A 24668-nucleotide genomic window follows, 5' to 3' on the forward strand; every position below is an offset into this window, starting at 1 on the left:
TTAGGTATTAGGAGGAAAAATTATGTTTGAAAGATTTGATAATATAGATTTTGGCTATAATAGCCTAGCTGAGATGGATGGGAAACACAGGAATATGCTAATGGATGTGGGAATATATAGATTGAAAAAAGACCAACAAATAGGTTTAGAAGACGACGTTAAGGAAACAGCCATCTTACTTTTAGATGGTAAAGTTACTATGGAATGGCTGGATAATAAAGAAACTATGGAGAGAAACTCTTTATTTGACGAAGAACCTTGGTGCTTACATGTACCAAGAAAAATAAAGGTAAAGATTAAGGGAGATACTGAATCAGAGATTTTAATACAAAAAACAGACAATGATAAAGAGTTTCAATCAAAACTATATGCCCCAAAAGACTGTGGAACTGAAATATTTGGAGACAATGTATGGGGAAATACTTCTAGGCGAATGGTGAGGACTGTATTCGATTATAATAATGCCCCCTATTCAAATTTAGTAATGGGCGAAGTTATAAACACTCCTGGAAAATGGTCTAGTTATATACCCCACCACCATCCACAACCAGAGATATATTTCTATAGATTTACAAAGCCTCAAGGTTTTGGAGCTTGTTTCATAGGCGGAGATGTATTTAAAGTAACCCATAATAGTATGGCAGCAATACCAGGCGGATTATCCCATCCCCAAGTAACAGCTCCTGGTTATGGGATGTACTACTGTTGGATGATTCGACATTTAGATGGCAATCCTTGGACGGATAGGATTGATGAGGAAGAACATAAATGGCTATTAGAGCCTAATGTAAAGATTTGGTCAGAGAAATAAGATAAAAAAATTAGGGAGTTGATATAAATGGCAACATTAGAGGAACAAAAATATATAGGTGGATTAATTAAAAGAGCAAGAAAAGCTCAAAAAATTGCTGAAGATTTTGATCAAGATAGGGTAGACCATTTAATAACAGCTATTGTATGGAATATAGTTAAACCAAGAACTATTGAAGAAATATCTAAACTGGCCGTAGAAGAAACAGGCCTTGGAAATTATGATTCTAAATATGCAAAATTAAACACAAAACTTAAAGGTGCTTTAAGAGATATGAAAGGTAAAAAAAGCATGGGGATAATTGAAAGGGATGAAGAAAAAGGTTTAATTAAAATAGCAAAACCCGTAGGAGTAGTAGGTGCAGTAATTCCAACGACAAACCCTGAGGCGACTCCAGTACTTAAAGCTATAATGGCAATAAAAACTAGAAATGCTGTAGTAATGTCCCCTCACCCAAGAGCTAAAAAAACAAATACGATGATAGTAAATATAATGAGAGAAGTCCTTAAAAAATACGATGCACCAGAAGATTTGATAATAGGGATAGAAAACCCAACCTTAGGAATCACGCAAGAACTTATGAAGCAATCAGATTTAGTGTTAGCAACAGGTGGAGGAGGCATGGTAAATGCAGCTTATTCATCTGGAACTCCTGCTTATGGAGTAGGAGTAGGAAACGCAGTAGTCGTAGTAGATGAAACGACAGATATTAAAGATGCAGCCAATAAAATAATGAGAAGTAAAACCTTTGACTTTGCAACAAGTTGTTCATCTGAAAATTCATTAGTAATTCAAGAAAATATATACGATGAAATGATGCAAGCATTAGAATATGAAGGTGGATATCTATTAAACAATGAAGAAAAAAGAAACTTACAATCTAAAATGTGGATAGATGGGCATTTAAATGTAGATATAGTAGCTCAACCTATAGAAAAAATAGCAGAAGTAGGTGGACTTGAAATACCAGAAAACAAGAAATTCATAATGGTAGAAGAAACAAAAGTAGGGCCTAAATACCCATTTTCAGGAGAAAAACTTTCAATGGTAGTAACCATATATAAATATAAAGAATTTCAAGAAGCCATAGACAAAGTAAATGAAATAACAGAATATCAGGGGAAAGGTCACTCCTGTGGGATCCACTCCACCAATGAAGGCCATATAGTAGAATTTGCATTAAAAACCTATACAAGCCGTGTAATGGTGAGACAACCTCAATGCTTAGCCAATAGTGGAGCTTGGACTAATGGAATGCCCATGACTTTAAGCCTTGGTTGTGGAGTATGGGGAGGAAATATTTCAAATGAAAATATAACTTGGAAACATCTACTAAATACTACTTGGCTATCTTATCCAATACCAGACACCCAACCTACTGATGATGAGTTATTTGGCGATGTAATGAATGAATAATTGAGTAGATCGCCATAAATTAAATCAAGATAAAATGCCAGTAAGCCCCTATAATGTAATAGGAATATTTAAATATGGGTTTACTGGCATAATAATTCCCTGAGAAATATAGAGAATAAAGACCAAAATTGAATGAGAAAATTGAAAATCTACTATATCCAGAGATATTCGATTATAATATGGAAGAAGAAGTAAGGGAATTTTACGACAAATTCTATCATTATCAATTGACTGAGGAGGAATTAGATGAACTTTTGGAAAACTCCACAAGGAAATAATATCTATTATAATAAATTTATAGAAAACTCACAATGAAAAACTATAATTTATATGTTACATTATAGATATTATTAAAACAAGGGGGGCTATACTATGTCGAAAAAATATATTTTAGCTGTACCAAATTTTAGCGAAGGAAGAAAGGAAGAAATAATAGAGGCGATTGCAGACGAGGTAAGAAAGGTGGAAGGTGTTAAATTAGTAAGTGTAGAGCCAGAGCATGACTTTAACAGAACTGTACTTACAATTGTAGGGGAACCTAAACCATTAAAAAAAGCTTTATTGAATATGGCAGGTAAATCCTATGAATTAATAGATATGAGAAAACAAAAAGGCACCCATCCAAGAATAGGTGCTCAGGACACTATACCAATATTCCCACTTATGAATATTGGTATTGAAGAATGTGTGGAATTGGCAGAAGAAATAGGCCAAGAGTTATTTGAACAATATAAAGTACCAGTTTATTTCTCTGGGAAAAATGCTAAAACAGAAGATAAAAAGAGTATATCATTTATACGAAAGGGACAATATGAAGGGCTAAGAGAATTATTAGAGAATAAGGACCATCAGGATTATGAAAAGAGAAAGCCAGATTTATCAACAGATGGAAGGTTAAGCGATAAATATGGTGCTACTATAGTAAGTGCGGACATGGAAGGATTAACAGCATATAATGTATTCTTGGCAACAGAGGATGTAAGCATAGCGAAAAATATAGCAAAGGCACTAAGAGGTCCAAGTGGTGGATTTTCTACAATAAGGTCAGTAGGTATTAAATTCCCAGAAAGGGACGGAGTAGTTGTTTCGATGAATCTATTTGATTGTAGTAAAACTCCAATCTATAGAGCTTTCGAATTTGTAAAACAAGAAGCTAAAAGATATGGAGTAGCAGTTACAGGATCAGAATTAGTAGGACCGGTGAAATTGGATTATCTATTAAACAATTTAGAGTATTATTTGGGGTTACAAGGGCTGAGGAAGGAACAGATACTAGAGACTCATTTGATGGGATAATGGAGATTTAATAAAATTTTCTAAAAATTGCTACAAATATAGTTGGATATTTAGTATTATAAATGTAAAGGTTTTTAAAAATAAAATAGGGGGATTAATGTGCATTTAAAAAGAAAAAAATTATTAAGTTTTGTTCTTTCCTTCATTCTTATCATACGTATTGTCACTATACCTGTAAATGCAGAGAAAAAATCAGTTCAGTTGATCATCTTAGGGACTACTGATATTCATGGCAATATCTATAATTGGTCATACGAAGATGGAGAAGAAGTAGATAATATAGGTTTTGCTAAGGTGTATTCAGTAGTGGAAGCAGTAAGAGATGAAAATCCAAATACTCTATTGGTGGATAATGGTGATGTTATACAAGGAACAATTCTTACTGATGATTTGTATAATATTCAGTTAGATAAATCACATCCAGTGATTGATGTGATGAATTTTATGGGTTATGATTCAATGACTTTAGGAAATCATGAATTTAACTTTGGTACAGGATTAATAAACAAAATGGTAGATGAAGCTGAGTTTCCTATTCTTTCAGCAAATATTTATAACAAAGGCGATGGTAGCAATTTTGTTAAACCTTATATCGTAAAAGAGGTAGCAGGAATTAAAGTTGGTATACTTGGTCTTACTACACCAAATATACCAAGATGGGATGGACCAAGGGTTACAGAATTGGAATTTGAGCCTATGGATGTAGCGGCTGAAAAATATGTTGAGGAATTAAAAGAAGTAGAAGACGTAGATATAATAATAGCTACATCACATGCTGGATTAGATGGAGAATATGATGCTGAAGGTGGCGATTCAGCAAAAAAGGTAATAGAAAACAATCCAGAAATTGAAGCTATTTTGGTAGGGCATGATCATGCATCGGTAGCTGAGATGGTTGGAGATACGGCAGTTGGTGGAGCAACAGACACTGGAACAGAAGTAGTAAGATTTGATTTATTCCTTGAAAACAATGGAGAACAGTGGGAAGTTACAGACAAAAAGGTAGAATTGATTAATGTAGCTGAATATGAAGCATCTGAAGAATTAAAAGAATATGCTAAAGAATATCACGATGCAACTTTAGAATTCTTAGAAGTAGTCATAGGTCAAGCTTCTGATGATTTCCATCCAGCACCTAAAATAGAAGGAATATCAGAAGGCTTAATAAGGGATACAGCTGTAATGGATTTAATCAATCAAGTACAGCTTGAGAATACAGGAGCGGATATCTCAGCTGCAGCATTGTTTAGCCCTACATCTAATATTGAAAAGGGAGGTATATCATATAGTGATATATTTGATATCTATAAATATCCAAACACTTTAGTAGCAGTGGAAATATCCGGAGCAGAATTGAAGAATTACATGGAATGGTCAGCAGCATTTTATAACACTTATAAAGCAGGGGATGTGACCATAGGATTTAATCCAGAGATTAGGCCATATAATTATGATATGTTCCAAGGAGTAGAATATAAGATAGATATATCCAAACCAACAGGTGAAAGAATAGTGGATTTAACATTTGATGGTGAACCAGTTAAAGATGACGATACATTTAACTTAACAATAAATAATTATAGACTTAGTGGACTTCAAAGCATGGGAATTGTGAGCAATGAACCATATTATACTTCAGATCCTGTATCCTTAAGGACGTTAATAGCTGATCATATAGGAGAGCAGGGCACAATAGAACCTAAAGTTGATAATAACTGGGAAATTATAGGAGCAGATTTAGAACATCCATTAAGAGATTATATAGTTGAGCAGATAAATGAAGGGAATATAGAATTGCCATCATCAGAAGATGGAAGAAGTATAAATATAAAGGCTATAAATGTTAATGAACTAATAGAAGAAGGTATTATTTCTGAAGAAGTATTAGAAAAGCATGGAACATCTACAGAAGTAGAGGATACTCCTTCAGAACCAGAAGTAGAGGAATTAATAAATAGACAAGAAAAAGTGTATGTAGTTAATTCTGGAGATGTATTATGGAAGATAGCTAAAAAATTCAATACTACCTGGGAAAGATTAGCTGAATTCAATGATCTTTCTAATCCACATCTAATATTTCCAGACCAAGAAATATTAATACCAGCACAATAAATAATAAAACAAAAGCTTCCAAGTGGAAGCTTTTGTTTTTGCAAAAATAATTGAAATAAAGAAGGAAATTAAAGGTTTATATAGAATAATATATATAGAAATATATTTAGAGGTGATTATATGGGTAGAAGACTTAGAATAGAATATTACGGTGCAGTATACCATATAATTCAAAAAGGAAATAACGGAGAACATGTTTTTAAAGAGGAAGAGGATAAAATCAATATATTAGAAATTTTAAGTGAAACCAAGGAAATATGTGACTTTAAAATATTTGCATATATAGTAATGGATAATCATTATCATTTTTTGATACAGACTTTAAATATTCCAATTAGCAAGATAATGCATAACATAAATTTCAAATATGCTAGATATTATAACAATAAGACAAATAGGACAGGCTCTGTCTTTGAGGATAGATATACGGGAATTTTAGTTCAAGACGAAAGATATTTATTAACTATTATGAAATATATACATAGCAGCCCTATAGCAGCTAATATATGCAATACTATGGAGGAATATAAATGGAGTAGTGATGTATTCTATAGGGTCAATATGGAAGGTATGGTGGATATAGAAGAAGTATTGAAGATGTTTTCTCCAAATAGAATTGAAGCCATAAATCAATATATAGAGTTTATGGAAGAGGAAATAGATTTTAAAACCATGAAGCACATTTGTGAGGATAACCCAATAATAGGAACAGAAAAGTTTGTTAAATCAATAAAAGGAATCGATGATAAAAAAAGATTAAGCTTAGATGAGATATTAATAAAATCTTGTCCAACACAAGAGGAGTATAAACTAATAAAAAAGGGCTGTAGAAAAAGATATCTTACGGAGTATAAGAGTAAGTATATACAAGAAGGAAGGGAACAGGGATATACTTTCGATGAAATAGGACAGAACATAGGTATAACAGGAGTTGCTGCTAGATCATTGACATACATATTAACACAATAACAAGTGCAGAACCCAATAAAATGGGTATTTATAAAGAAATATGTTAAATTAAAAAAGGAGGGAATGTATATGGCTTTTAGGAATAAGAAATTGGTTAGTTTATTTGTATCAGTAGCTTTAATATTAGGTATGTTGATGATACCAGTACAGAATATAGTATTGGCAGCAGAGTCAGATGTACTTAACCTTACTGTTGTTCATACTAATGATGTACATGGTAGAGTAGTAGGGGATGAGGAACTGATTGGATTTTCAAAGCTTGCAACTTATGTTAAGCAATTAAAAGATGAAAATCCTAATGTATTGTTATTGGATGCAGGAGATATTGTTCACGGCACTCCACTGATAAATGTTTCTGAGGGAGAAGCCATGATAAAGCTTATGAATGAAATTGGTTATGATGCCATGGTACCAGGAAACCATGATTTCAATTATGGATATGATAGATTAGTTGAGCTAAGTAAAGAAGCAGATTTCCCTATCTTAGCAGCTAATGTTATTACACAAGAAGGTCAAATGGATTTAGTTGAGTATACCATTAAAGAAGTAGATGGACTTAAGATTGGTATTTTTGGATTATCTACTGTAGAAACAAAATATAAATCAAGTCCAAAGAATACTGAAGGAGTAGATATTACTGATCCAGTAGAAAAGGCAGAAGAAGTAGTGACAAAACTTCAAGAAGAAGAGGTTGATATGATTATTGGTCTATCTCATGTAGGACTAGATGAAACAAGTGATCCAAAATCATCGGATATAGCTGAACAGGTAAAAGGAATAGACTTGATCGTTGATGGACATAGCCATAGTTTATTATCAGAAGGGAAAAAAGTAGGAGATACATTGATTGTACAAACAGGGGAATATCTAGGAAATATTGGATTGGTGGATATTGAATTTACAGATGGAGAGATAACAAATATGATACCAACCTTATTTACCAGAGAAGAAGCAGAAGCATTAGCAGAAGATGAAGATGTTAGTGCTATCATTACTGAATTGGAAGAATCAAACAAGGAAATACTTTCAGAAGTTATAGGTAAAACCAATGTTAAATTAGTTGGAGAAAGAGAATTAGTTAGAACTCAGGAAACAAACTTAGGTAACTTAATGACAGATGCTTTACTTGATGCAACTGGAGCAGATGTAGCTTTGACCAATGGTGGAGGTATAAGAGCTTCCATTGAGGCTGGAGATATTACTAAGCAACATGTTTTAGATACATTCCCATTTGGAAACTATGGGGTTAAGATGGAAATAAAGGGAATAGACATATTGAATTCATTAGAGCATGGTGTATTTGGATATCCAGAACCAGCTGGACAATTCCCACATGTAGCTGGTATGACATTTAAGATAGACTTATCAGCAGAACCAGGAAGTAGAGTATATGATGTTGTAATTCAGGGGGAACCTTTAGACGTAAACAAGACTTATACACTAGCTACGAATGATTTTATGGCTATTGGTGGAGATGATTATGTTGATTTGGCCAATGGTAATATAATTGCTGAATATGCAGCTTTTGATGAGATATTAGCTCAGTATATAGAAAAAATAGGAGAGATAAATATTGATGTTGAAGGTAGAATAGTTGCTGAAGAAAGAGTACAAGAACCGGAAGTAGTAGTGCCAGAACAAGAAGTATATGAAGTAAAACCTGGAGATGTTCTCTGGAGAATAGCAGAGAAATTCGGTGAAACTTGGGAGAAGTTAGCTGAATATAATGAGCTAGCAAATCCACACTTAATCTTCCCAGGACAAAAGATACTAATTCCTGCTGAGTAAAATTGTGGACGAGGAATGCACTTCAACCTCGTCCATTTTTCACATAAAATTATATCCTTATATGGTTTTAAATCCTATAAAGCTTTGAAAAGATAATATTCGTTGTTAGCGATAGAATGCATTAACAAAACTATACCTTGTAAGCTTTTTTGAGTTATGATATTATTAATATACGGGAATCTGTATAATGATGTTTATCAAAAAGGAAGGTGGGTATGAGTAATTATAGGCGAAAGTTGATGTCTAAAAATGGAGAAGTAGCTATGCTTTTAGCTAGAGAATTTATTAGCTACGATGAAGGAGACAGGATTAAAACCATAAAGGATTATGCAGAGAACTTTAATACTGGTAGAGGAACTGTACAGTCTGCAATTAAATTTTTAGAAAGAGAAGGAGCAATAAGCCTTGAAAGTAGAGGTCACTTAGGAACTTTCATATTGTCTGTTAATCATAAGAAATTATGGGATATTTCAGATTTCAAAGTTATAATGGGAGTTATGCCTTTGCCTTATTCAAAACGCTATGAGGGATTGGCCACTGGACTTTATAAAGCATTTGAAAAGGCAGATATTCCTTTTAGCTTAGCGTTTATGAGAGGTGCAGAAAAAAGAATAGAGGCATTGGATCTAGGCAAATATGATTTTGCTATTACTTCAAAGTTGGCTGCTATTCATGAAAGAGAAAAGTTTGAATTTATAGATATAATTCATAATTTTAAGGAATATAGCTATGTTGGACAACACATAATAATTTTTAGAGATAATGAGGAAAAGGTAATAAGAGATGGCATGAGGGTAGGAATAGACCCTGATTCTCCTGATCAATCTTTGTTGACTAAATATGAATGTAAAGGAAAAAATGTGAAATATATAGAGACTTCATATAGTCAAATAATGGATAAATTAAAAAACAATAAGATAGATGCAGCAGTATGGAATAAAGATGAGGTAGATGAAAAAAGAAAGAACTTAAACTATAATATTCAGCCTCTTACAAATAGTAAGAGCTTAGATATGAATGAAGTTGATACAATAGCAGTTATGGTAATAAATAATGAAAACTCCGATTTTAAGAAAATAATTGACAAATTCATAGCCATGGACTATATAGAGGAAATCCAAGAACAGGTATTGAATGGAAACATAATACCAATGTATTAATTTTTTACTGTGAATATACTAAAAACTGTACAATCATTTTAAATAGTGGAGGTATTAAAATGGATGATAACTTGATGTTAAGATTGAATTTATTAACGGATTCAGGAGAAATAGACGAATCCATAAAAGACGTAGTTATAGATTTTATAGAGAGAATAGAAAAGAATTATTCATTGAAGGTAACTGAAGAGAATGGTTCTATGTTGGTAAGTCACTTAGCTATGGCATTGGGAAGAATAAAGAGAGGAGAAGAAATTGATGCTATAGATGAAGAAATTTTCAAGGAAGTAAAGGAAACAGAAATATATAATGAAATGCCTAAATATTATTCTGAAATAGAGGGGAAACTTGATATTGAAATACCACAAGCTGAAAAGGATTATATTGCATTACATGTTTCTACTCTAATTCAAAAATTTAAATAGGAGGTGGTAATAATGAAAATAGTTGTAGGTGGACAGGTAGAAAAACAGAATATAGCCAATCTAATCAAAGAAATTGTCGGAGATGAAGTACAAGTTGAAATAAAAACAGATATTCAAGCAGCTAATGATGTAAAATTAGGAAAAGCTGATTATTATGTTGGAGCTTGTCACACTGGTGGTGGTGGAGCATTAAGCATGGCTATTGCTCTTTTAACAAGAGGGAAAACTGCTACTCTATCAATGCCAGGAAGACTTCCTAAGGAAGACGACATTGTAAAAGCAGTAGAAGATGGTAAAGTAGCCTTTGGCTTTACTGGAGACCATTATGAAAAGGTTATTCCTATTCTTATGAGGGAACTTTTGAAGAAAGAATAAAATATTGAGGGGGTAATGAAATGGAAATGGTAATAGTAGCTGCCATTGGTGTTCTTGGGGCAATAATGGCCAATAAAGGTATTGCAGTATTTAATGATGGATTAAGACCTGTTATGCCTGAAAATTTAGAAGGCAGAATGTCTAGAAAGGAATTAGCAGCTACAGCTTTTGCTATGAGTTTTGGATTAGTAATAGGTTTTGGGATTCCATTTTCGCTAACTAGTAGTATTGTACTTATTCATAGTATTTTCTTAGGAACAGATATTATAGGAACTTTTACACCAGCTAACAATAAGGGTACAATTTTAGCTGGAATACTAGGTGGTCTATATGGAATTGGAATAGTAACAGGATTGGAAGCTGTAGTCAATTTGTTTAACTTTTTACCTGTTAATTTTATTGAAAGTTTAGGTGCTGTTGGTGATCCAGTGGTAGTTTCATTTGCAGTTTTCCCAGCTTTAGCAACTGGTTATCAATATGGAGCAAAGAAAGGATTACTTAACTTAGTGATTTCGCTAGTAGCTAGACAAATTGCTGTGTTGATAAGTCCTATTATTTTAGGTACTGCAGAAATAGCATTAAATTCTGAAGGTATGGCTCTTATAGCAGGTATGATAGTTCTATTATTCTTTGCTATAAGGGAAAAATCAGAAGAAGAGGGTGTAGACTTATCCTCGGTATTTGGAGAAAGAGTGAAGAGAATAAGAAAGAATATAGTTGTTTTAATGATTACAGGTGGTTTGGTGGCAGCAGCTACTTCTTACAGTATGATTGCTGGAGATCCTATTTCTCTAAGTTTAGCTGGAGAAGGTAACTTTACTGATGCGGGATTTACAGCTTTAGCAAGAGGTATTGGCTTTATTCCATTGATTGCATCTACTGCAATTTCTACAGGAGTTTATGGACCTGCAGGTATGACTTTTGTATTTGCAATAGGGTTTTTTGTAAAAAATCCAATTCTTTCATTTATATTAGGAGTATTTATGATTGGTTTAGAAGTACTAGTTCTTGATAAATTAGCAAATGGACTGGATAAATACCCTGGGATTAGAAGTGCAGGAGACAATATAAGGAATGCTATGACTGCATTATTAGAAGTTGCATTATTAGTAGGCGGTGTGAATGCTGCTAATGCTATAGCACCAGGGCTTGGAATCTTTGCAGTAGTTGGTTTATTTATACTAAATGAAATAGCAGGAAGACCAATTGTTAAAATGGCTGTAGGTCCTATCGCAGCGATTGTAGTAGGAATATTGGTAAATATATTTAGTGTAATTGGACTATATAATATACCAAGCTAAATCAATTTACAATTAATTTTAAGGTTAGACTGAATTATACTGGAGATACGTAATAAGGCAAGATTATTGAAAAGGTTACGGCATATTTAGAAAGAACGCCATTTCTCATTTAAGATTTGGGGCTTATCTTTCTAGATATGTCTTACCGTTTTATTAATCTTAGATATATGTAACCTTAAACTAAGAGAACTGTACCTGTAATTGTTAGCTATTGACTATAGAGTCTGTTTGACCCTAAAAATGTCAATTGTAAAAAGGGGTTGGATTTTATGGATGAAAAAAATGTTATAGATCAAATGGTTAAAATCAGTAAATCTGTATTAAAGGCTAAAGACTCTATTGGTAAAACAGTTGAATATTGTAGAGAAGATGTAATAGATGAAGGGGCAAATATATTGAGAAAAGATAGCTCTAAAAAGCTAATTACCTTTGGAGTGAAGAATACAAATCAAATAAGTAGAGACACTGTAGATAGGTTAGTGGATAATGGATACCTTTTTCATACCGTAGATAAGATGGCTCTTGGTGGGAGAGCTATAGATGTGGATATAATAAATCCTTTAACTGGAAATGTTATGACTGGTTCTACCAGTGGTGGATGTGCCAATATATTGTTAGGAATTAATGATTTTGCTTTAGGTACTGATGGTGGAGGATCTGTATTAGCTCCGGCTATAAGTACAGGACTCTATAGCATTATGGGAAAAGGATTAGGTTTGAGAGGAAGTAAAAGAAAAGTTTCTACCGATAAGATTTCTTTTTTGTCAGGATTAGGAGTCATAAGTCATGATTATAGTTTGTGTATTGATGTAATAAAAAACATTGTAAATCTACCTGGTGTAGAAGAAAATTTTAAAATAGCTATTCCTAGGAATAGAATAGAAAATAAAAGTATAAGAAAAGTTGTTAGACATCTTGAATGTTCAATGCAGTTTAAAGGAGTTGAAATTGAAGATAAGGGTGATAGGGAGTATTTAATAGATCGTTGTAATGAAATATTTAATGATGATATGGACTTAGTCATTACAGAAGAAGGTCCTATTGATTTATTTGGATTAGGGGATTCAGTATTAGGCACCTGGGGAAATACAGGTAAGGATATACAAAATTCTTCTGGGAAAGAACTACTTAAGGTTGCAAATATGATAAATGCAACAGCAGTTACAATTCCTACCGGAGAGTTAGGAAAAGGAATTTTGATAATAGGTAAGGAAGGATTGAATTATGGAAGTATGGCCATATCAATAGGGAAGATAATAATGCCCCTCTTTTCTGTTCCTGAGCTATTTAGAAGGTACTTTATAAATGGATACAACAGAGATAAAGGCGGTTTTATATAAAAGGAGAGATTTAAATGAGTATATCTACCATAGGTGGAATAATGAGAAAAGAACAATTGGGGAAGACATATATACATGAACATCTGTATGTGGATTTATCTCATATAAAAAAGGATAATGATGCAAAATTAGATGATATAGAAGATGTTGTAGAGGAAATCAATGAACTAAAAAAGTCTGGAATATCATCAATAGTGGAAGTGACAAACAGAGGGATGGGAAGGAATATAGAGGTTTTAACAAAAATATGGGAAGAAACTGGTATAAATATAATACCAAGTGCAGGATATTATAAAGAACCTTTTTTCCCTGACGAAGTATATAATCTAGACTATAGAGAGATTGCAAAGATCATAACAGATGAAATTCAAAGTGGAATAGATGATACTGGGGTAAAGGCACATGTAATAGGTGAAGTTGGAACCAGTAAGGAAAATATTACAGAAACTGAGCTAAAGGTATTAAGGGCAGCCGCATATGCACATCTAGAGACTGGGCACCCTCTATTTACCCATACTACTTTAGGCACTATGGCATTGGAACAATTAAATTTATTTCAGGATTATAAAGTGGATATATCTAAAGTATTGATAGGACACGTGGATTTAAATTGTGATTATGATTATCACCTAAGAATAGCAGATAGAGGATGTTATTTGGGTTTTGATACTATAGGGAAGTTGAAATATGAAAAGGATGAAGTGAGAATTGCTCATATTAAAAATTTAATAGATAGAGGACATATAGATCAAATAGTTATAGCTCAGGATATGACCAGAAAGTCCCACTTAAAGAAAAACGGTGGAATTGGATATAATTATATCTCTGAAACTTTTATTCCAATGGCCATATCTCATGGCATTACGCAGGGGCAAATAGATCATATATTGATAGAAAATCCAAAGAGATTATTAGACATTTAGGAGGTGGGTAGACATGCAAACATATCCTGTAGAAACTATAGATTTAGAAAAGGCTAAAGAATTTCAATTTAGATTAGTAGATACAATTCATAGACACTTCAGAGGAGATGAGTTCTTAAGTTCGGGAGATTATGGAGTAGTACCAGGACTTGGCAAGCCGAATTATACTGAAAAGGTAGAAAAAGTAATAGCAGATTTTTTTAATAAAGAAGCATGTATCTTAGTAAGAGGTGCAGGCACTGGAGCAATAAGAAATGTGATAAATGCAAAGATTAGGCATAATGATAAGATTTTAATTCATGATGCTCCTATATATCCTACGACTAAGATCATCATAGAGTCTATGGGACTTGAAACAATTAAGATGGATTTTAATAATATAGATAGTTTTGATAAAAATGAAATTAAGGATATAGACTTTTGTCTCATACAACACTCAAGACAAAGGATAGATGATAGATATAATTTAGAAGAAGTTATAGGTAAGCTTAAAGAAATAAATAAGGATTCATATATATTAGTAGATGATAATTATGTGGTTATGAAGGTTGAAAAGATAGGAGTTGAAAGTGGAGCTGATATTAGCGCCTTTTCCTTGTTTAAATTATTGGGACCAGAAGGGATAGGCTGTGTAGTAGGTGATAAGAAGACTATAGACAGAATAAAGGAGATGAATTATTCTGGGGGTAGTCAGGTACAAGGCTATGAGGCTATGGATGCATTAAGATCTATGGTATATGCACCGGTAATGTTGGCTATACAGAAAGAAGTAGGTAATGAAGTGGTAAAAAGGATTAATAGAGGGGAAATAGGCGGTGTAAAGTCGGCATTTATAGCGAATGCTCAGTCAAGAGTAATACTTGTAGAGTTTGAAAGACCAATAGCTAAAAAGGTTTTAAAAAATGCCAATCTTCTGGGAGGAGCTCCCCATCCAGTAGGGGCAGAATCTAGATATGAAGTTACTGGAATGTTTTATAGAGTATCAGGTACTTTTCTAGAGGTTAATCCTATACTAGGAAATTACATGATTAGAATAAATCCAATGAGAGCAGGGGCAGATACTATAATAAGAGTTTTAGACGAAGCAGTATCTAAGGTATAAGTTGAGGTGATTAAATGTTTTTAGATATAACAATTAGAAGAAATTTAGCTTTAATAGACATTAGCATTAATCTCCATCAAGAAGGGAAGATTAATCCTAATACCTATGTGTTAGATGTTGATAATATAGTTGAAAATGCAAAGAATATAAAGGAGATAGCAGATAATAACGGTATTAAACTATATATGATGACCAAACAGATAGGAAGAAATTCAGAGATAGCTAGAAGGATAGCTGAAATTGGGATAGATAAAGCAGTGGCAGTTGACCCCTGGGAAGCTATTACTCTTGCTAAAAATAATATAAAAATAGGGAATGTAGGTCATCTAGTTCAAATCCCGTCTAATATGATTGGACAGATTATAAGCTTAAATCCTGAAGTGGTTACTGTATTTACTATTGAAAAAGCCAAGGAGATTTCTCGAGAGGCTGTAAAACAGGGGAAAGTTCAAGATATATTATTAAAGGTAATAGATGATGACAATCTAATATATGAAGGGCAAACTGGCGGATTTAAACCTAAAGAATTAATAGAATCTGCTAAAGAGATAATGAATTTGGAAGGAGTAAGGATAGTTGGAGTTACAGCATTCCCTTGTTTTTTATATAATTCGGAAGAAAAAAGAACAGTAAAAACTCCTAACTCCAAAACTTTGATTGATAGTGCAAAAAGATTGAGAGAAGAGTTAAATTTGAACATTAAACATATTAATGCTCCTAGTGCAAATTCTGTAGAATCTATTCCACTAATAAAAGGAATTGGAGGAACTCACGGTGAACCAGGTCATGCTTTTACAGGAACTATGCCAATAAATGCAGATATAGATCAAATAGAAGTACCATCTATTGTCTACGTTAGTGAGATATCCCATATATTTGATGGAAAAGCTTATGCATATGGTGGAGGATATTACAGAAGAGGACATGTAAAAAAGGCTTTAGTAGGAAAGAATTTAGAAGAGAGTTTAAACAATGTATTAAATGCTCAAAAATTGACTCCAACAAATATAGACTATTATGGAGCATTGGAAATAGATAATAAAAACGTAAATGTAGGAGATACAGTCATCTACGCATTTAGAACTCAAATTTTTGTAACTAGATCTGAGGTTGCGTTAGTAAAAGGAATAAAAGGAGGAAATCCAAAGTTGATTGGAATATACGATAGTCTTGGGAACAGGATAAAATAAGAGGTGATAATATGAAACGAGTCATTGTATTAGTTGTAGATAGTTTAGGTGTAGGGTATATGGAAGATGCTCATGAAACAAGGCCTCAAGATGTAGGCGCAAATACATTTATACATCTGTTGGATAAGGCTAAAAAAATAGAAATACCTAATTTTGAGAGATTGGGTATTAATAATATACTAAAACATAATAGATTGGAAGACATGAATAGTTTAGGAAGTTATGGTGTATTAAACCTTCAACATTATGGTGCAGACAGTTATGTAGGACATCAAGAAATAATGGGAACTAAACCTAAAAAACCTCTATTAGAGCCTTTTGAGTATTTTAGAGATGAGGTTATAGAAAGGTTAGAAAGTGAAGGACATAAAGTTACATCACCTGATAAGGATAAACCATATATTCTAGTGGATGATTTGGTGGTAGTAGCGGACAATATAGAAACAGATTATGGCCAAATATACAATGTATCAGCTCCTTTAGATTATATATCCTTTGAAGATGTAATAGATATAGGGCAAAAGGTAAGAGATGTTGTGAAAGTAAATAGGGTAATAGCTCTTGGCGGGGAAGGAGTAACCATTGATAATATATTAAATAGTATTGAGACCAGAGAAGATGGATTGACAGGAGTTAATTCACCAAAATCTGGAGTATATAAAAAAGGCTATTTGAGTAGACATTTAGGATATGGGGTAAATCCAAAAATGCAAATAAGTAGCATATTGGCTAGAAATAACTATGAAGTGACTTTAATAGGTAAGATGCAAGATGTAATCGAATGTAAAAATGCAAAGAGAATTCCAGCTGTGGATACAGAAAAGGTGATGAAGTCAACCCTAGAATCTATGATAGAGATGAATGAAGGAATAGTTTCTTCAACAGTACAGGAAACTGATTTAGCAGGTCATGCTCAAGATGTTGATAGATATGCTGAAAAGGTAATGATTGTAGATAAGTTTATAGGAAAGATAATGGAGAATATGGATGAAGATGATATATTATTTATAACAGCAGACCATGGCAATGATCCAACCATAGGTTTTAGTCAACATACTAGAGAAAAGACATTCCTATTAGTATATGGAACAAACTTAAAAAGAATAAATTTAGGAGAGAGAGAAACTTTATCAGATATCGCTGCAACTATTGCAGAATATTTTGGAGTAGAAGAAACTGAAAATGGAAGTAGTTTTTTAAAGCTTATAAAATTATAATATAAAAATCAGCCCTTGAAGGGCTGATTTTTATATTATAATTTTATATTACTTAGCAATGTTTGTAATTCTTCTGCTAAAGTAGATAGGCTTTCTGTAGAAGATGAAATTTCCTCCATAGCTGCCATTTGTTCTTCAGATGCTGCGGAAGAATTTTCAATTTGTGATGCTATATTTTGAGACATGTTTTCAATATTAGTAGAAGATTTGACTAGGGATTCTACTTGCTTTTCTACATTTAGAGTAGCTTGAACAATCTCTTGAATTTTTAGTGCTATTTGTTCAATAGAATTAGCAATTTCTTCAAAAGCTACCTTGGTTTCGTTTACACTAGTCACTCCGTGTTCCACTTCCTTGCTATTAAAATCCATTTTTTCATTTGCTCCTTGTATTAATAGGTTGTTATTATTGATTATCTTTTGGATATCTTTAGTAGATCTTTGGGTTTCCTCCGCTAACTTTCTAATTTCATCAGCTACTACTGCAAAACCTTTTCCATGTTCTCCGGCTCTAGCTGCTTCTATAGCAGCGTTTAGTGCTAATAGGTTGGTTTCTTCTGATACATTTTCTATTATTTTTAACATTTGATCCATTTCTTTAGAACTTTTGTATATATCGTTTAATGAAGTTTTGACGTTTAAAGTACTATCTTCTATATTGTTCATTTGTGTAATTACTTCATTTATCTTGTCTTTACCTAATTTGGTTTTATTGAAAATTTCTATACTTAGATCTTCTGTATTTTTGGTTTCAGTTGATACATTATCTATTTGCGATGATATTTCTTTTATAGAAGAAGTAATATTTAAAATTTCGTTTAGCTGCTTATTAGAGTCTTCTGCAATATCATTTGAAGATTCGGCTATATTTGTAGCTGTGGCTGTAGATTCCTCTGATATAGCTGCCAGTTCTTCTGAAGAGGCTGCTACTTGGTGAGATGATTGTTGTATTTCATCTGTAAATTTGCGCATGTTGTCCATTACTATCTGGAGGGAATTACTCATTCTACCAAGTTCGTCTTTTCTGGATAAAAATTTTTTATCTATGTCATCCTTAAAATTTAATTGAGAAAGTTTATATACGTATTCTGTAATCTTAGCAATAGGTTTTGCTATGTTTTTACTGAATAACAATGAAAATACTATACCTATTGCAATAGCAAATAATACAACATATATTAAAATTTGTGTTAAATTATTTATACCTGATAATATTTCCGATTCATCTACACTTACTACTAAGGTCCAATCCTTTGATTCAATAGGCGAATATCCTATATGTACAACATTTCCATCTATGGAATACGTACCAGTTCCTGACTCTCCAGCTTGTATTTGCTCTTCCATTGTAGTAGCTTCATTTATATATTCAGTAGTTACTCTATCTTTTAACCCACTGAAATTAATAATTCCACTTGAATCCTTATTATTAGCTGCATCAATTTTTATTGTTGGATGGGAAATAATATCAACTGTTTCATTTAATATATAGGCATAGCCATTTTCACCAAATTTAATATTATCAGCTATTTGATAGAAATCAGAAGCAGGTTTAAAGGCTATAATAGCACCTATATTTATGCCTTCAAATTTTAGAGGCGCTGATATTATTACTTCGGATTTCCCAGTTAGAGTATTAATTTGAGGTTGAGAAAAATATGTTTCACCGAAATTGGCTCTTTTAAAAAATTCTTTTTCATAAACATCTATTTTGGTGCCATCATCTAGTAATAAATTTCCTTGTGTATCTGCTAGACCAATTTGAGAAAATTTCAATCTATCTTTTTCCATGATCAATGATTCATATTTTTCTTCTGCAGGAATTTCAGGATTTGCAATAGTATCTAAATTTCCTAATGTTTCAATAGAAAGAGTATAACTTTTAATCTGTTCATTTACTAATTGAGCAGAATCTATAGCCTTATTATATAATAGTTCATTATATGAGTGTATTAATTCGTCTTTTATAATATGATATGATGTTAATCCTACTAAAGCAGTAATGCCTATCAATATAATAGTGATAGAGAGTATCAATTTCCTACGGATACTTTTTTCTTTTTTTGCATTTTTAATAGTTTTATTTGTTTTAAACTTAGGAAGGTTGATTTTTTTTGGTCTAGGTTTCTTTATTGATTTAAGATCCATTAAATTACAACTCCTTTATGGTAAAATTTTTATTATTACTTATTATATAAAAGTTATAAAAATCCTCTATTTTTTTGAAAAAAATAGAGGAATATAGAGTAAATCAAAATATTCTAAAACAATAAAAGTATATTTACTAATATATTGAATATATATGAACATAAATATGGTTTTGTTTACTAGAGGATATTGACAAATACCTATATAAAGGTATATACTTTGAATATACTGAAAATTTAGATTAGTGGAAGTTTTAAAAAAACTATCGTAATATACATAACATTCAACAAAATACTGTTAGTTGGGTATCCCGTGAGGTATGGGGAAATTATTAAATAGGAGGTATTAAAATGAAAAGAAGATTGGGGTTATTACTTTTAGTAGCAGTGTTAATCATTTCGTTATTATCGGGATGTGGTAATAGTGCGACTGAAGAGACAGGTGGGGATACTGAATTAGAGTCATCAGAGGAGACAGGCGGGGATACTGCATCAGGGTCATCAGATGTAATAAAGATAGGAGTATTTGAACCTATAACAGGAGTAAACGCAGCAGGCGGAGAGATGACAGTAGAAGGAATTGAATTAGCTAACGAGACTATGCCTGAGGTATTAGGTAAAGAAGTAGAAATAGTTATTGTAGATAACAAATCTGACAAAGTAGAAGCTGCCAATGCAGTATCCAGATTGATTGAAAAGGAAGGAGTATCTGCAATTATTGGTAGTTATGGAAGCTCCCTATCCATGGCAGCAGGGGATATAGTTAAAGAGAATCAGGTTCCAGCGGTTGGGTGTTCTCCAACAAATCCATTAGTTACATTAAATAATGATTATTACTTTAGGGTTTGTTTTATAGACCCATTCCAGGGAACTGTAATGGCTAATTATGCAGTAAATGAATTAGGAGCACAAACTGCAGCTATTATACAGGATGTCACTCAAGATTATTCTGTAGGATTAAGTAAATATTTTGTTGATGCTTTTGTTGAATTAACAGGAAATGAAGATGCAATATTGGAAACATCTTCTTACAACACTGGTGATCAGGATTTTACTGCTCAAATTACTAATGTTCAATCAAAAAATCCTGATGTAATATTTGCACCAGGAAACTATGGTGAATGTGCATTGTTGATAAAGCAAGCAAGAGATCAAGGTATTGATACTCCTATACTAGGTGGAGATACTTGGGAATCTCCTGAATTTCTATCAATCGGTGGAGATTCAGTAGAGGGTATAGTATTTAGTACACATTTTACAGCAGAAGCGCCGGTGACAGAATTATCTGAGGAATTTTTAAATCAATATAGAGAGAAATATGATAAGGAAGCTAATGCATTTGCTGCATTAGGATATGATGCGTATATGGTTATTATGGATGCTATTGAAAGAGCTAATTCTGCTGAGCCACAAGCTATAAAGGATGCTCTTGCAGAAACTGAAAGGTTTACAGGAGCAACAGGTTATATAACTCTTGATGAAAACGGAGATGCAGTAAAGAGTGCAATAATCAAGAGAGTTGAAAATGGAGAATTTGTATATTTAACTACTGTTGATCCTAACTAATCAGATATATAAGGGGGACTGAATATGAGCGGTATGGACTTTTTGCAGCATTTGGCCAATGGTATCTCATTAGGTAGTTTATATGCGTTGATTGCAATAGGATATACTATGGTTTATGGAATATTAAGGCTTATAAACTTTGCTCATGGTGATATATTCATGTTAGGAGGTTATCTAACATTTTATGGAATAATGTTTACATCTATTCCATGGTGGCTAGTGTTTATTTTAGCCTCAGTACTTACTGGATTAATTGGTCTCCTCCTTGAAAAAATCGCATACAAACCATTGCGGGATGCACCAAGAATTACAGTTTTAATCTCAGCTATAGGAGCTTCATTTTTCTTACAAAATTTTGGAATAGTAGTATTTGGGGGGAGGCCTAAGGCCTTCCCAATCCCTGATGTTTTGAATAAGGTGGTAAATTTAGGAGGAGTATCTATTAACATAATTACATTTATAATTCCTACAATTACTATTATATTGCTTATAGCTCTTACCTATTTTATTAATAAAACCAAGACTGGAATGGCAATGAGAGCTCTATCAAGAGATTATGAAACTGCAAGATTAATGGGGATAGATGTTAATAAGATTATTTCCATTACTTTTTTTATTGGATCATTTTTGGCAGCAGTTGGAGGAGTAATGTGGGGAACTAAATATCCTCAGCTATTACCTCTTATGGGCGCTATGCCTGGAATTAAATGCTTTATTGCTGCGGTTATAGGTGGAATAGGAAATATAGGTGGAGCTGTTTTAGGAGGTTTTATATTAGGATTGGGTGAAATTTTATTGGTTGCATTTTTCTCTAATTTGACAGGATATAGGGATGCTTTTGCATTTGTACTTTTGATTATCATACTCTTAGTTAAGCCTACAGGTTTGCTTGGAGAAAAAACTACGGAGAAGGTGTAGACTATGAAAGCTAATATGAAAACAGCTAAAAGCAAAAAATTAATTGATAATAGAACTTTTATCAGCTTTGTCATTTTAATAATTGCATTAATTGTTATCAATTTTACTGATAACGATTATATAAAAAGAATTACTAGCCTTTGTGGTATTTATGTAATATTAGGTCTTAGTATGCAATTAATCAATGGATTCACAGGACTGTTTTCTTTAGGGCATGCAGGATTCATGGCTATAGGGGCATATACTGTAGCTATACTTACTATTGCTCCCGAAGACAAAGTGATGAACTTTTTTATGAAACCAATATTACCATTTCTAGCTAATGTTGAATGGTGGTTCTTTCCTTCTTTGATAATGGCTGGGATAATAGCAGGTGTATTTGGATTTTTGATAGGAGCACCTGTTTTAAGACTAACTGATGATTATTTAGCTATAGCTACCTTGGGGTTTGCAGAGATAATTAGAGTTGTTTTTACGAATACGCAATCTTTAACCAATGGAGCTCTGGGATTAAAAGCAATTCCAAACAATACAAATGTGTTATGGAGTTGGGCAATGGCGTTTATAACTATTGGGTTTATGGTATTTTTAATGAAAGGAAGCTATGGAAAAGCCTTTAAAGCTATAAGGGAAGATGAAATAGCAGCTAGATCCATGGGAATAAATCTATTCAGGCATAAGGTCATGAGCTTTACATTTAGTGCATTTTTAGCAGGTGTTGCTGGAGGGCTTATGGCTTCTTTATTGGGAACCATTGACCCTAATATGTTCAGGATTACTTTAACATTCAATATATTGTTGATAATGGTATTAGGAGGACTGGGAAATATTAAAGGAACTGTTATTTCTGCTATTATAGTTACCGCTGCAATGGAGGTACTAAGGTTCTTAGACGAATCTATCAATTTAGGATTTATTCAGTTAGAAGGAATTCCAGGAATGAGAATGGTTATTTTTTCAATGATCCTTATGGCAGTAGTTATATTCAGAAAGGATAGATTATTGAAAGGAAACTAAAAAGGATGTGAATGAGAATAATGCTAAAAATAGAGAATATGACTATGAAGTTTGGTGGAGTTATAGCTGCAAATAATTTTAATGCAAATATAGAAAAAGGACGAATAGTTGGATTAATTGGTCCTAATGGTGCAGGGAAAACTACAATATTTAATGTAGTTACTGGTGTTTATATGCCAACAGAAGGACGAGTTATATTTAATCCTGATGATAGAGAACATGTAATATCAGGATTGAGACCAGATGAAATAGCAAAGCTTGGTGTGTGTAGAACCTTCCAAAATATTAGGTTGTTCAAGGATTTGTCTGTACTCGATAATGTGTTTATTGGCAACCATTTGAGAATTGAATCCAATGTATTTTCGTCCATATTACGACTTCCTGGTTATATTAAAGAGGAAAAAGAGATATTAAAAAAATCTCTCTATCTATTGGAAAGGGTAGGTTTATTACAAGAAAAAGACGAAAAAGCCCATTCTCTTCCTTACGGTAAGCAGAGAAGATTGGAAATCGCTAGAGCATTAGCTACTAATCCGAGATTGTTATTATTAGATGAACCTGCAGCGGGGATGAATCCTCAAGAGAGTAGAGAATTGATGCAATTTATATTAGATATAAAAGATGAGTTTGATTTAACCATATTTTTAATAGAGCACCATATGGAAGTGGTAATGGGTATATGTGAAGAGATTTTCGTATTAGATCATGGAGAGTTAATTGCTCAGGGGAACCCAGAGGCAATACAAAACAATCAAAGGGTTGTAGAAGCTTATTTGGGGGTGGAATAGATGTTGAAAATATCTAATTTACATGTTAATTATGGAGGTATTCATGCTGTAAGAGGAATAGATATATCTGTAGAAGATAATAAAATAGTGACTTTAATAGGTGCGAATGGAGCAGGCAAGTCTTCTACCCTGAGAGCTATTATGGGATTGGTTGATAAAGCTGATGGAACTGTTGAATACGATAGCGAAGATTTAACAAATCTCTCTACAGTAGATATTGTTAAGAAGGGAATAGTAATGGTTCCAGAAGGCAGAAATGTATTTGCTAATCTAACGGTTGAAGAAAATCTGATATTGGGAGCATATACTAGGAATGACAATGAAGGCATAAAGAATATAATGAAAGAAGTTTATGATATGTTTCCAATATTAAAGGAGAGGAGTTGGCAAAAAGCAGGAACCCTTTCAGGAGGAGAACAACAGATGTTAGCTGTTAGTAGAGCGTTGATGGTAGAACCAAAGGTGTTAATGATGGATGAGCCTTCATTAGGTCTTGCACCAATCCTAGTAAAGGATATATTTGAAATAATTACGATGTTAAATGAAGGAGGAAATACCATATTGTTAATAGAACAGAATGCCAATAAAGCATTGGAAATAGCAGATTATGGATATGTGCTCGAAACCGGAAGTTTAGTTATTGAAGGCACTGGTAGAGACCTATTGAAAAATGATAGAGTACAACAAGCTTATTTAGGAGAATCCGTTGGAAATAAATAAGTATGTGAAATAAGGGGCTGTTTCAAAATAGAAAAGCCCAAAAAAGTAAAACAGGTCTTAGAGCGCTAGCGCTAAGACCTGTTTTTTA

General features: G+C 32.8%; 22 protein-coding genes. 21 read left to right on the forward strand and 1 reads right to left on the reverse strand.

Features of this window, described 5'->3' with window-relative positions:
* The first annotated feature begins 22 nt into the window (after window positions 1-22).
* The 16 genes from K8M07_RS11580 (at window position 23) to K8M07_RS11655 (ending at window position 17425) form a co-directional block, all read left to right on the forward strand.
* Window positions 23-811, forward strand: coding sequence for a 5-deoxy-glucuronate isomerase (locus K8M07_RS11580; protein ID WP_223379089.1), 789 nt, complete (start codon window positions 23-25; stop codon window positions 809-811).
* A 27-nt stretch (window positions 812-838) separates the two neighbouring features.
* A complete protein-coding gene (locus K8M07_RS11585; RefSeq protein ID WP_223379091.1) occupies window positions 839-2227 on the forward strand; it encodes an aldehyde dehydrogenase family protein in 1389 nt (462 codons plus the stop codon).
* 128 nt (window positions 2228-2355) lie between these two features.
* The gene (locus tag K8M07_RS11590; RefSeq protein ID WP_223379093.1) at window positions 2356-2505 is read left to right on the forward strand and encodes a hypothetical protein; all 150 of its coding nucleotides are present in this window, start codon (window positions 2356-2358) and stop codon (window positions 2503-2505) included.
* 94 nt (window positions 2506-2599) lie between these two features.
* A complete protein-coding gene (gene ftcD / locus K8M07_RS11595) occupies window positions 2600-3523 on the forward strand; it encodes a glutamate formimidoyltransferase (protein WP_223379094.1) in 924 nt (307 codons plus the stop codon).
* Window positions 3524-3622: 99 nt separating this feature from the next.
* Complete coding sequence (locus K8M07_RS11600; RefSeq protein ID WP_223379096.1) at window positions 3623-5635, forward strand: 5'-nucleotidase C-terminal domain-containing protein; 2013 nt, start codon at window positions 3623-3625, stop codon at window positions 5633-5635.
* 120 nt (window positions 5636-5755) lie between these two features.
* Window positions 5756-6604 (forward strand): transposase, encoded by an 849-nt coding sequence (locus tag K8M07_RS11605; RefSeq protein ID WP_223379098.1) that lies wholly within the window; start codon window positions 5756-5758, stop codon window positions 6602-6604.
* A gap of 69 nt (window positions 6605-6673) precedes the next feature.
* Entirely contained in the window at window positions 6674-8392 is a 1719-nt protein-coding gene (locus K8M07_RS11610) for a 5'-nucleotidase C-terminal domain-containing protein (RefSeq protein WP_223379100.1), read from the forward strand.
* Between the two features lie 215 nt (window positions 8393-8607).
* Window positions 8608-9552 (forward strand): GntR family transcriptional regulator YhfZ, encoded by a 945-nt coding sequence (yhfZ, locus tag K8M07_RS11615; RefSeq protein ID WP_223379102.1) that lies wholly within the window; start codon window positions 8608-8610, stop codon window positions 9550-9552.
* A 59-nt stretch (window positions 9553-9611) separates the two neighbouring features.
* Entirely contained in the window at window positions 9612-9977 is a 366-nt protein-coding gene (locus K8M07_RS11620; protein WP_223379104.1) for a PRD domain-containing protein, read from the forward strand.
* Window positions 9978-9989: 12 nt separating this feature from the next.
* Window positions 9990-10352 (forward strand): DUF2620 domain-containing protein, encoded by a 363-nt coding sequence (locus K8M07_RS11625; RefSeq protein WP_223379106.1) that lies wholly within the window; start codon window positions 9990-9992, stop codon window positions 10350-10352.
* 20 nt (window positions 10353-10372) lie between these two features.
* Window positions 10373-11653 (forward strand): YhfT family protein, encoded by a 1281-nt coding sequence (locus K8M07_RS11630; protein ID WP_223379108.1) that lies wholly within the window; start codon window positions 10373-10375, stop codon window positions 11651-11653.
* A gap of 269 nt (window positions 11654-11922) precedes the next feature.
* Window positions 11923-12993 carry an amidase family protein gene (locus tag K8M07_RS11635; RefSeq protein WP_223379110.1) on the forward strand — a complete coding sequence of 357 codons (1071 nt, stop codon included), beginning with the start codon at window positions 11923-11925 and terminating at the stop codon, window positions 12991-12993.
* Between the two features lie 14 nt (window positions 12994-13007).
* Window positions 13008-13916 carry a phosphotriesterase gene (locus tag K8M07_RS11640; RefSeq protein ID WP_223379112.1) on the forward strand — a complete coding sequence of 303 codons (909 nt, stop codon included), beginning with the start codon at window positions 13008-13010 and terminating at the stop codon, window positions 13914-13916.
* 13 nt (window positions 13917-13929) lie between these two features.
* On the forward strand, window positions 13930-15018 hold the full coding sequence (locus K8M07_RS11645; protein ID WP_223379115.1) for an aminotransferase class V-fold PLP-dependent enzyme: 1089 nt from the start codon (window positions 13930-13932) through the stop codon (window positions 15016-15018).
* A 14-nt stretch (window positions 15019-15032) separates the two neighbouring features.
* On the forward strand, window positions 15033-16208 hold the full coding sequence (locus K8M07_RS11650) for a YhfX family PLP-dependent enzyme (RefSeq protein WP_223379117.1): 1176 nt from the start codon (window positions 15033-15035) through the stop codon (window positions 16206-16208).
* An 11-nt stretch (window positions 16209-16219) separates the two neighbouring features.
* Window positions 16220-17425, forward strand: coding sequence for a phosphopentomutase (locus K8M07_RS11655; RefSeq protein WP_223379119.1), 1206 nt, complete (start codon window positions 16220-16222; stop codon window positions 17423-17425).
* A gap of 35 nt (window positions 17426-17460) precedes the next feature.
* Here K8M07_RS11655 and K8M07_RS11660 read toward each other — a convergent pair whose 3' ends face one another.
* Window positions 17461-19572, reverse strand: coding sequence for a methyl-accepting chemotaxis protein (locus K8M07_RS11660; RefSeq protein ID WP_223379121.1), 2112 nt, complete (start codon window positions 19570-19572; stop codon window positions 17461-17463).
* A gap of 350 nt (window positions 19573-19922) precedes the next feature.
* On the opposite strand from K8M07_RS11660, the gene K8M07_RS11665 reads away from it, so the two are divergent.
* Genes K8M07_RS11665 through K8M07_RS11685 form a run of 5 tightly spaced genes read left to right on the forward strand, consistent with a single transcriptional unit; the run spans window position 19923 to window position 24580 of the window.
* Window positions 19923-21137, forward strand: a complete 1215-nt coding sequence (locus tag K8M07_RS11665) for an ABC transporter substrate-binding protein (protein WP_223379123.1) — start codon at window positions 19923-19925, stop codon at window positions 21135-21137.
* A 24-nt stretch (window positions 21138-21161) separates the two neighbouring features.
* Entirely contained in the window at window positions 21162-22055 is an 894-nt protein-coding gene (locus tag K8M07_RS11670) for a branched-chain amino acid ABC transporter permease (protein WP_223379125.1), read from the forward strand.
* Window positions 22056-22058: 3 nt separating this feature from the next.
* On the forward strand, window positions 22059-23072 hold the full coding sequence (locus tag K8M07_RS11675; protein WP_223379127.1) for a branched-chain amino acid ABC transporter permease: 1014 nt from the start codon (window positions 22059-22061) through the stop codon (window positions 23070-23072).
* Between the two features lie 20 nt (window positions 23073-23092).
* On the forward strand, window positions 23093-23860 hold the full coding sequence (locus tag K8M07_RS11680; protein ID WP_263282546.1) for an ABC transporter ATP-binding protein: 768 nt from the start codon (window positions 23093-23095) through the stop codon (window positions 23858-23860).
* On the forward strand, window positions 23861-24580 hold the full coding sequence (locus K8M07_RS11685; RefSeq protein ID WP_223379131.1) for an ABC transporter ATP-binding protein: 720 nt from the start codon (window positions 23861-23863) through the stop codon (window positions 24578-24580).
* The last annotated feature ends 88 nt before the right edge of the window (window positions 24581-24668 follow it).

The organism is Schnuerera sp. xch1 (genome assembly GCF_019931165.1).
Taxonomy (GTDB): Bacteria; Bacillota; Clostridia; order Tissierellales; family Tepidimicrobiaceae; genus JAIOUP01.

Coding starts and splice junctions, on each gene's coding strand:
- yhfZ (WP_223379102.1), top strand. CDS start 8,608: ATGAGTAATTATAGGCGAAAGTTGATGTCTAAAAATGGAGAAGTAGCT.
- K8M07_RS11650 (WP_223379117.1), top strand. CDS start 15,033: ATGTTTTTAGATATAACAATTAGAAGAAATTTAGCTTTAATAGACATT.
- K8M07_RS11620 (WP_223379104.1), top strand. CDS start 9,612: ATGGATGATAACTTGATGTTAAGATTGAATTTATTAACGGATTCAGGA.
- K8M07_RS11660 (WP_223379121.1), bottom strand. CDS start 19,572: ATGGATCTTAAATCAATAAAGAAACCTAGACCAAAAAAAATCAACCTT.
- K8M07_RS11685 (WP_223379131.1), top strand. CDS start 23,861: ATGTTGAAAATATCTAATTTACATGTTAATTATGGAGGTATTCATGCT.
- ftcD (WP_223379094.1), top strand. CDS start 2,600: ATGTCGAAAAAATATATTTTAGCTGTACCAAATTTTAGCGAAGGAAGA.
- K8M07_RS11635 (WP_223379110.1), top strand. CDS start 11,923: ATGGATGAAAAAAATGTTATAGATCAAATGGTTAAAATCAGTAAATCT.
- K8M07_RS11585 (WP_223379091.1), top strand. CDS start 839: ATGGCAACATTAGAGGAACAAAAATATATAGGTGGATTAATTAAAAGA.
- K8M07_RS11665 (WP_223379123.1), top strand. CDS start 19,923: ATGAAAAGAAGATTGGGGTTATTACTTTTAGTAGCAGTGTTAATCATT.
- K8M07_RS11580 (WP_223379089.1), top strand. CDS start 23: ATGTTTGAAAGATTTGATAATATAGATTTTGGCTATAATAGCCTAGCT.
- K8M07_RS11630 (WP_223379108.1), top strand. CDS start 10,373: ATGGAAATGGTAATAGTAGCTGCCATTGGTGTTCTTGGGGCAATAATG.
- K8M07_RS11670 (WP_223379125.1), top strand. CDS start 21,162: ATGAGCGGTATGGACTTTTTGCAGCATTTGGCCAATGGTATCTCATTA.
- K8M07_RS11605 (WP_223379098.1), top strand. CDS start 5,756: ATGGGTAGAAGACTTAGAATAGAATATTACGGTGCAGTATACCATATA.
- K8M07_RS11640 (WP_223379112.1), top strand. CDS start 13,008: ATGAGTATATCTACCATAGGTGGAATAATGAGAAAAGAACAATTGGGG.
- K8M07_RS11675 (WP_223379127.1), top strand. CDS start 22,059: ATGAAAGCTAATATGAAAACAGCTAAAAGCAAAAAATTAATTGATAAT.
- K8M07_RS11655 (WP_223379119.1), top strand. CDS start 16,220: ATGAAACGAGTCATTGTATTAGTTGTAGATAGTTTAGGTGTAGGGTAT.
- K8M07_RS11680 (WP_263282546.1), top strand. CDS start 23,093: ATGCTAAAAATAGAGAATATGACTATGAAGTTTGGTGGAGTTATAGCT.
- K8M07_RS11610 (WP_223379100.1), top strand. CDS start 6,674: ATGGCTTTTAGGAATAAGAAATTGGTTAGTTTATTTGTATCAGTAGCT.
- K8M07_RS11645 (WP_223379115.1), top strand. CDS start 13,930: ATGCAAACATATCCTGTAGAAACTATAGATTTAGAAAAGGCTAAAGAA.
- K8M07_RS11625 (WP_223379106.1), top strand. CDS start 9,990: ATGAAAATAGTTGTAGGTGGACAGGTAGAAAAACAGAATATAGCCAAT.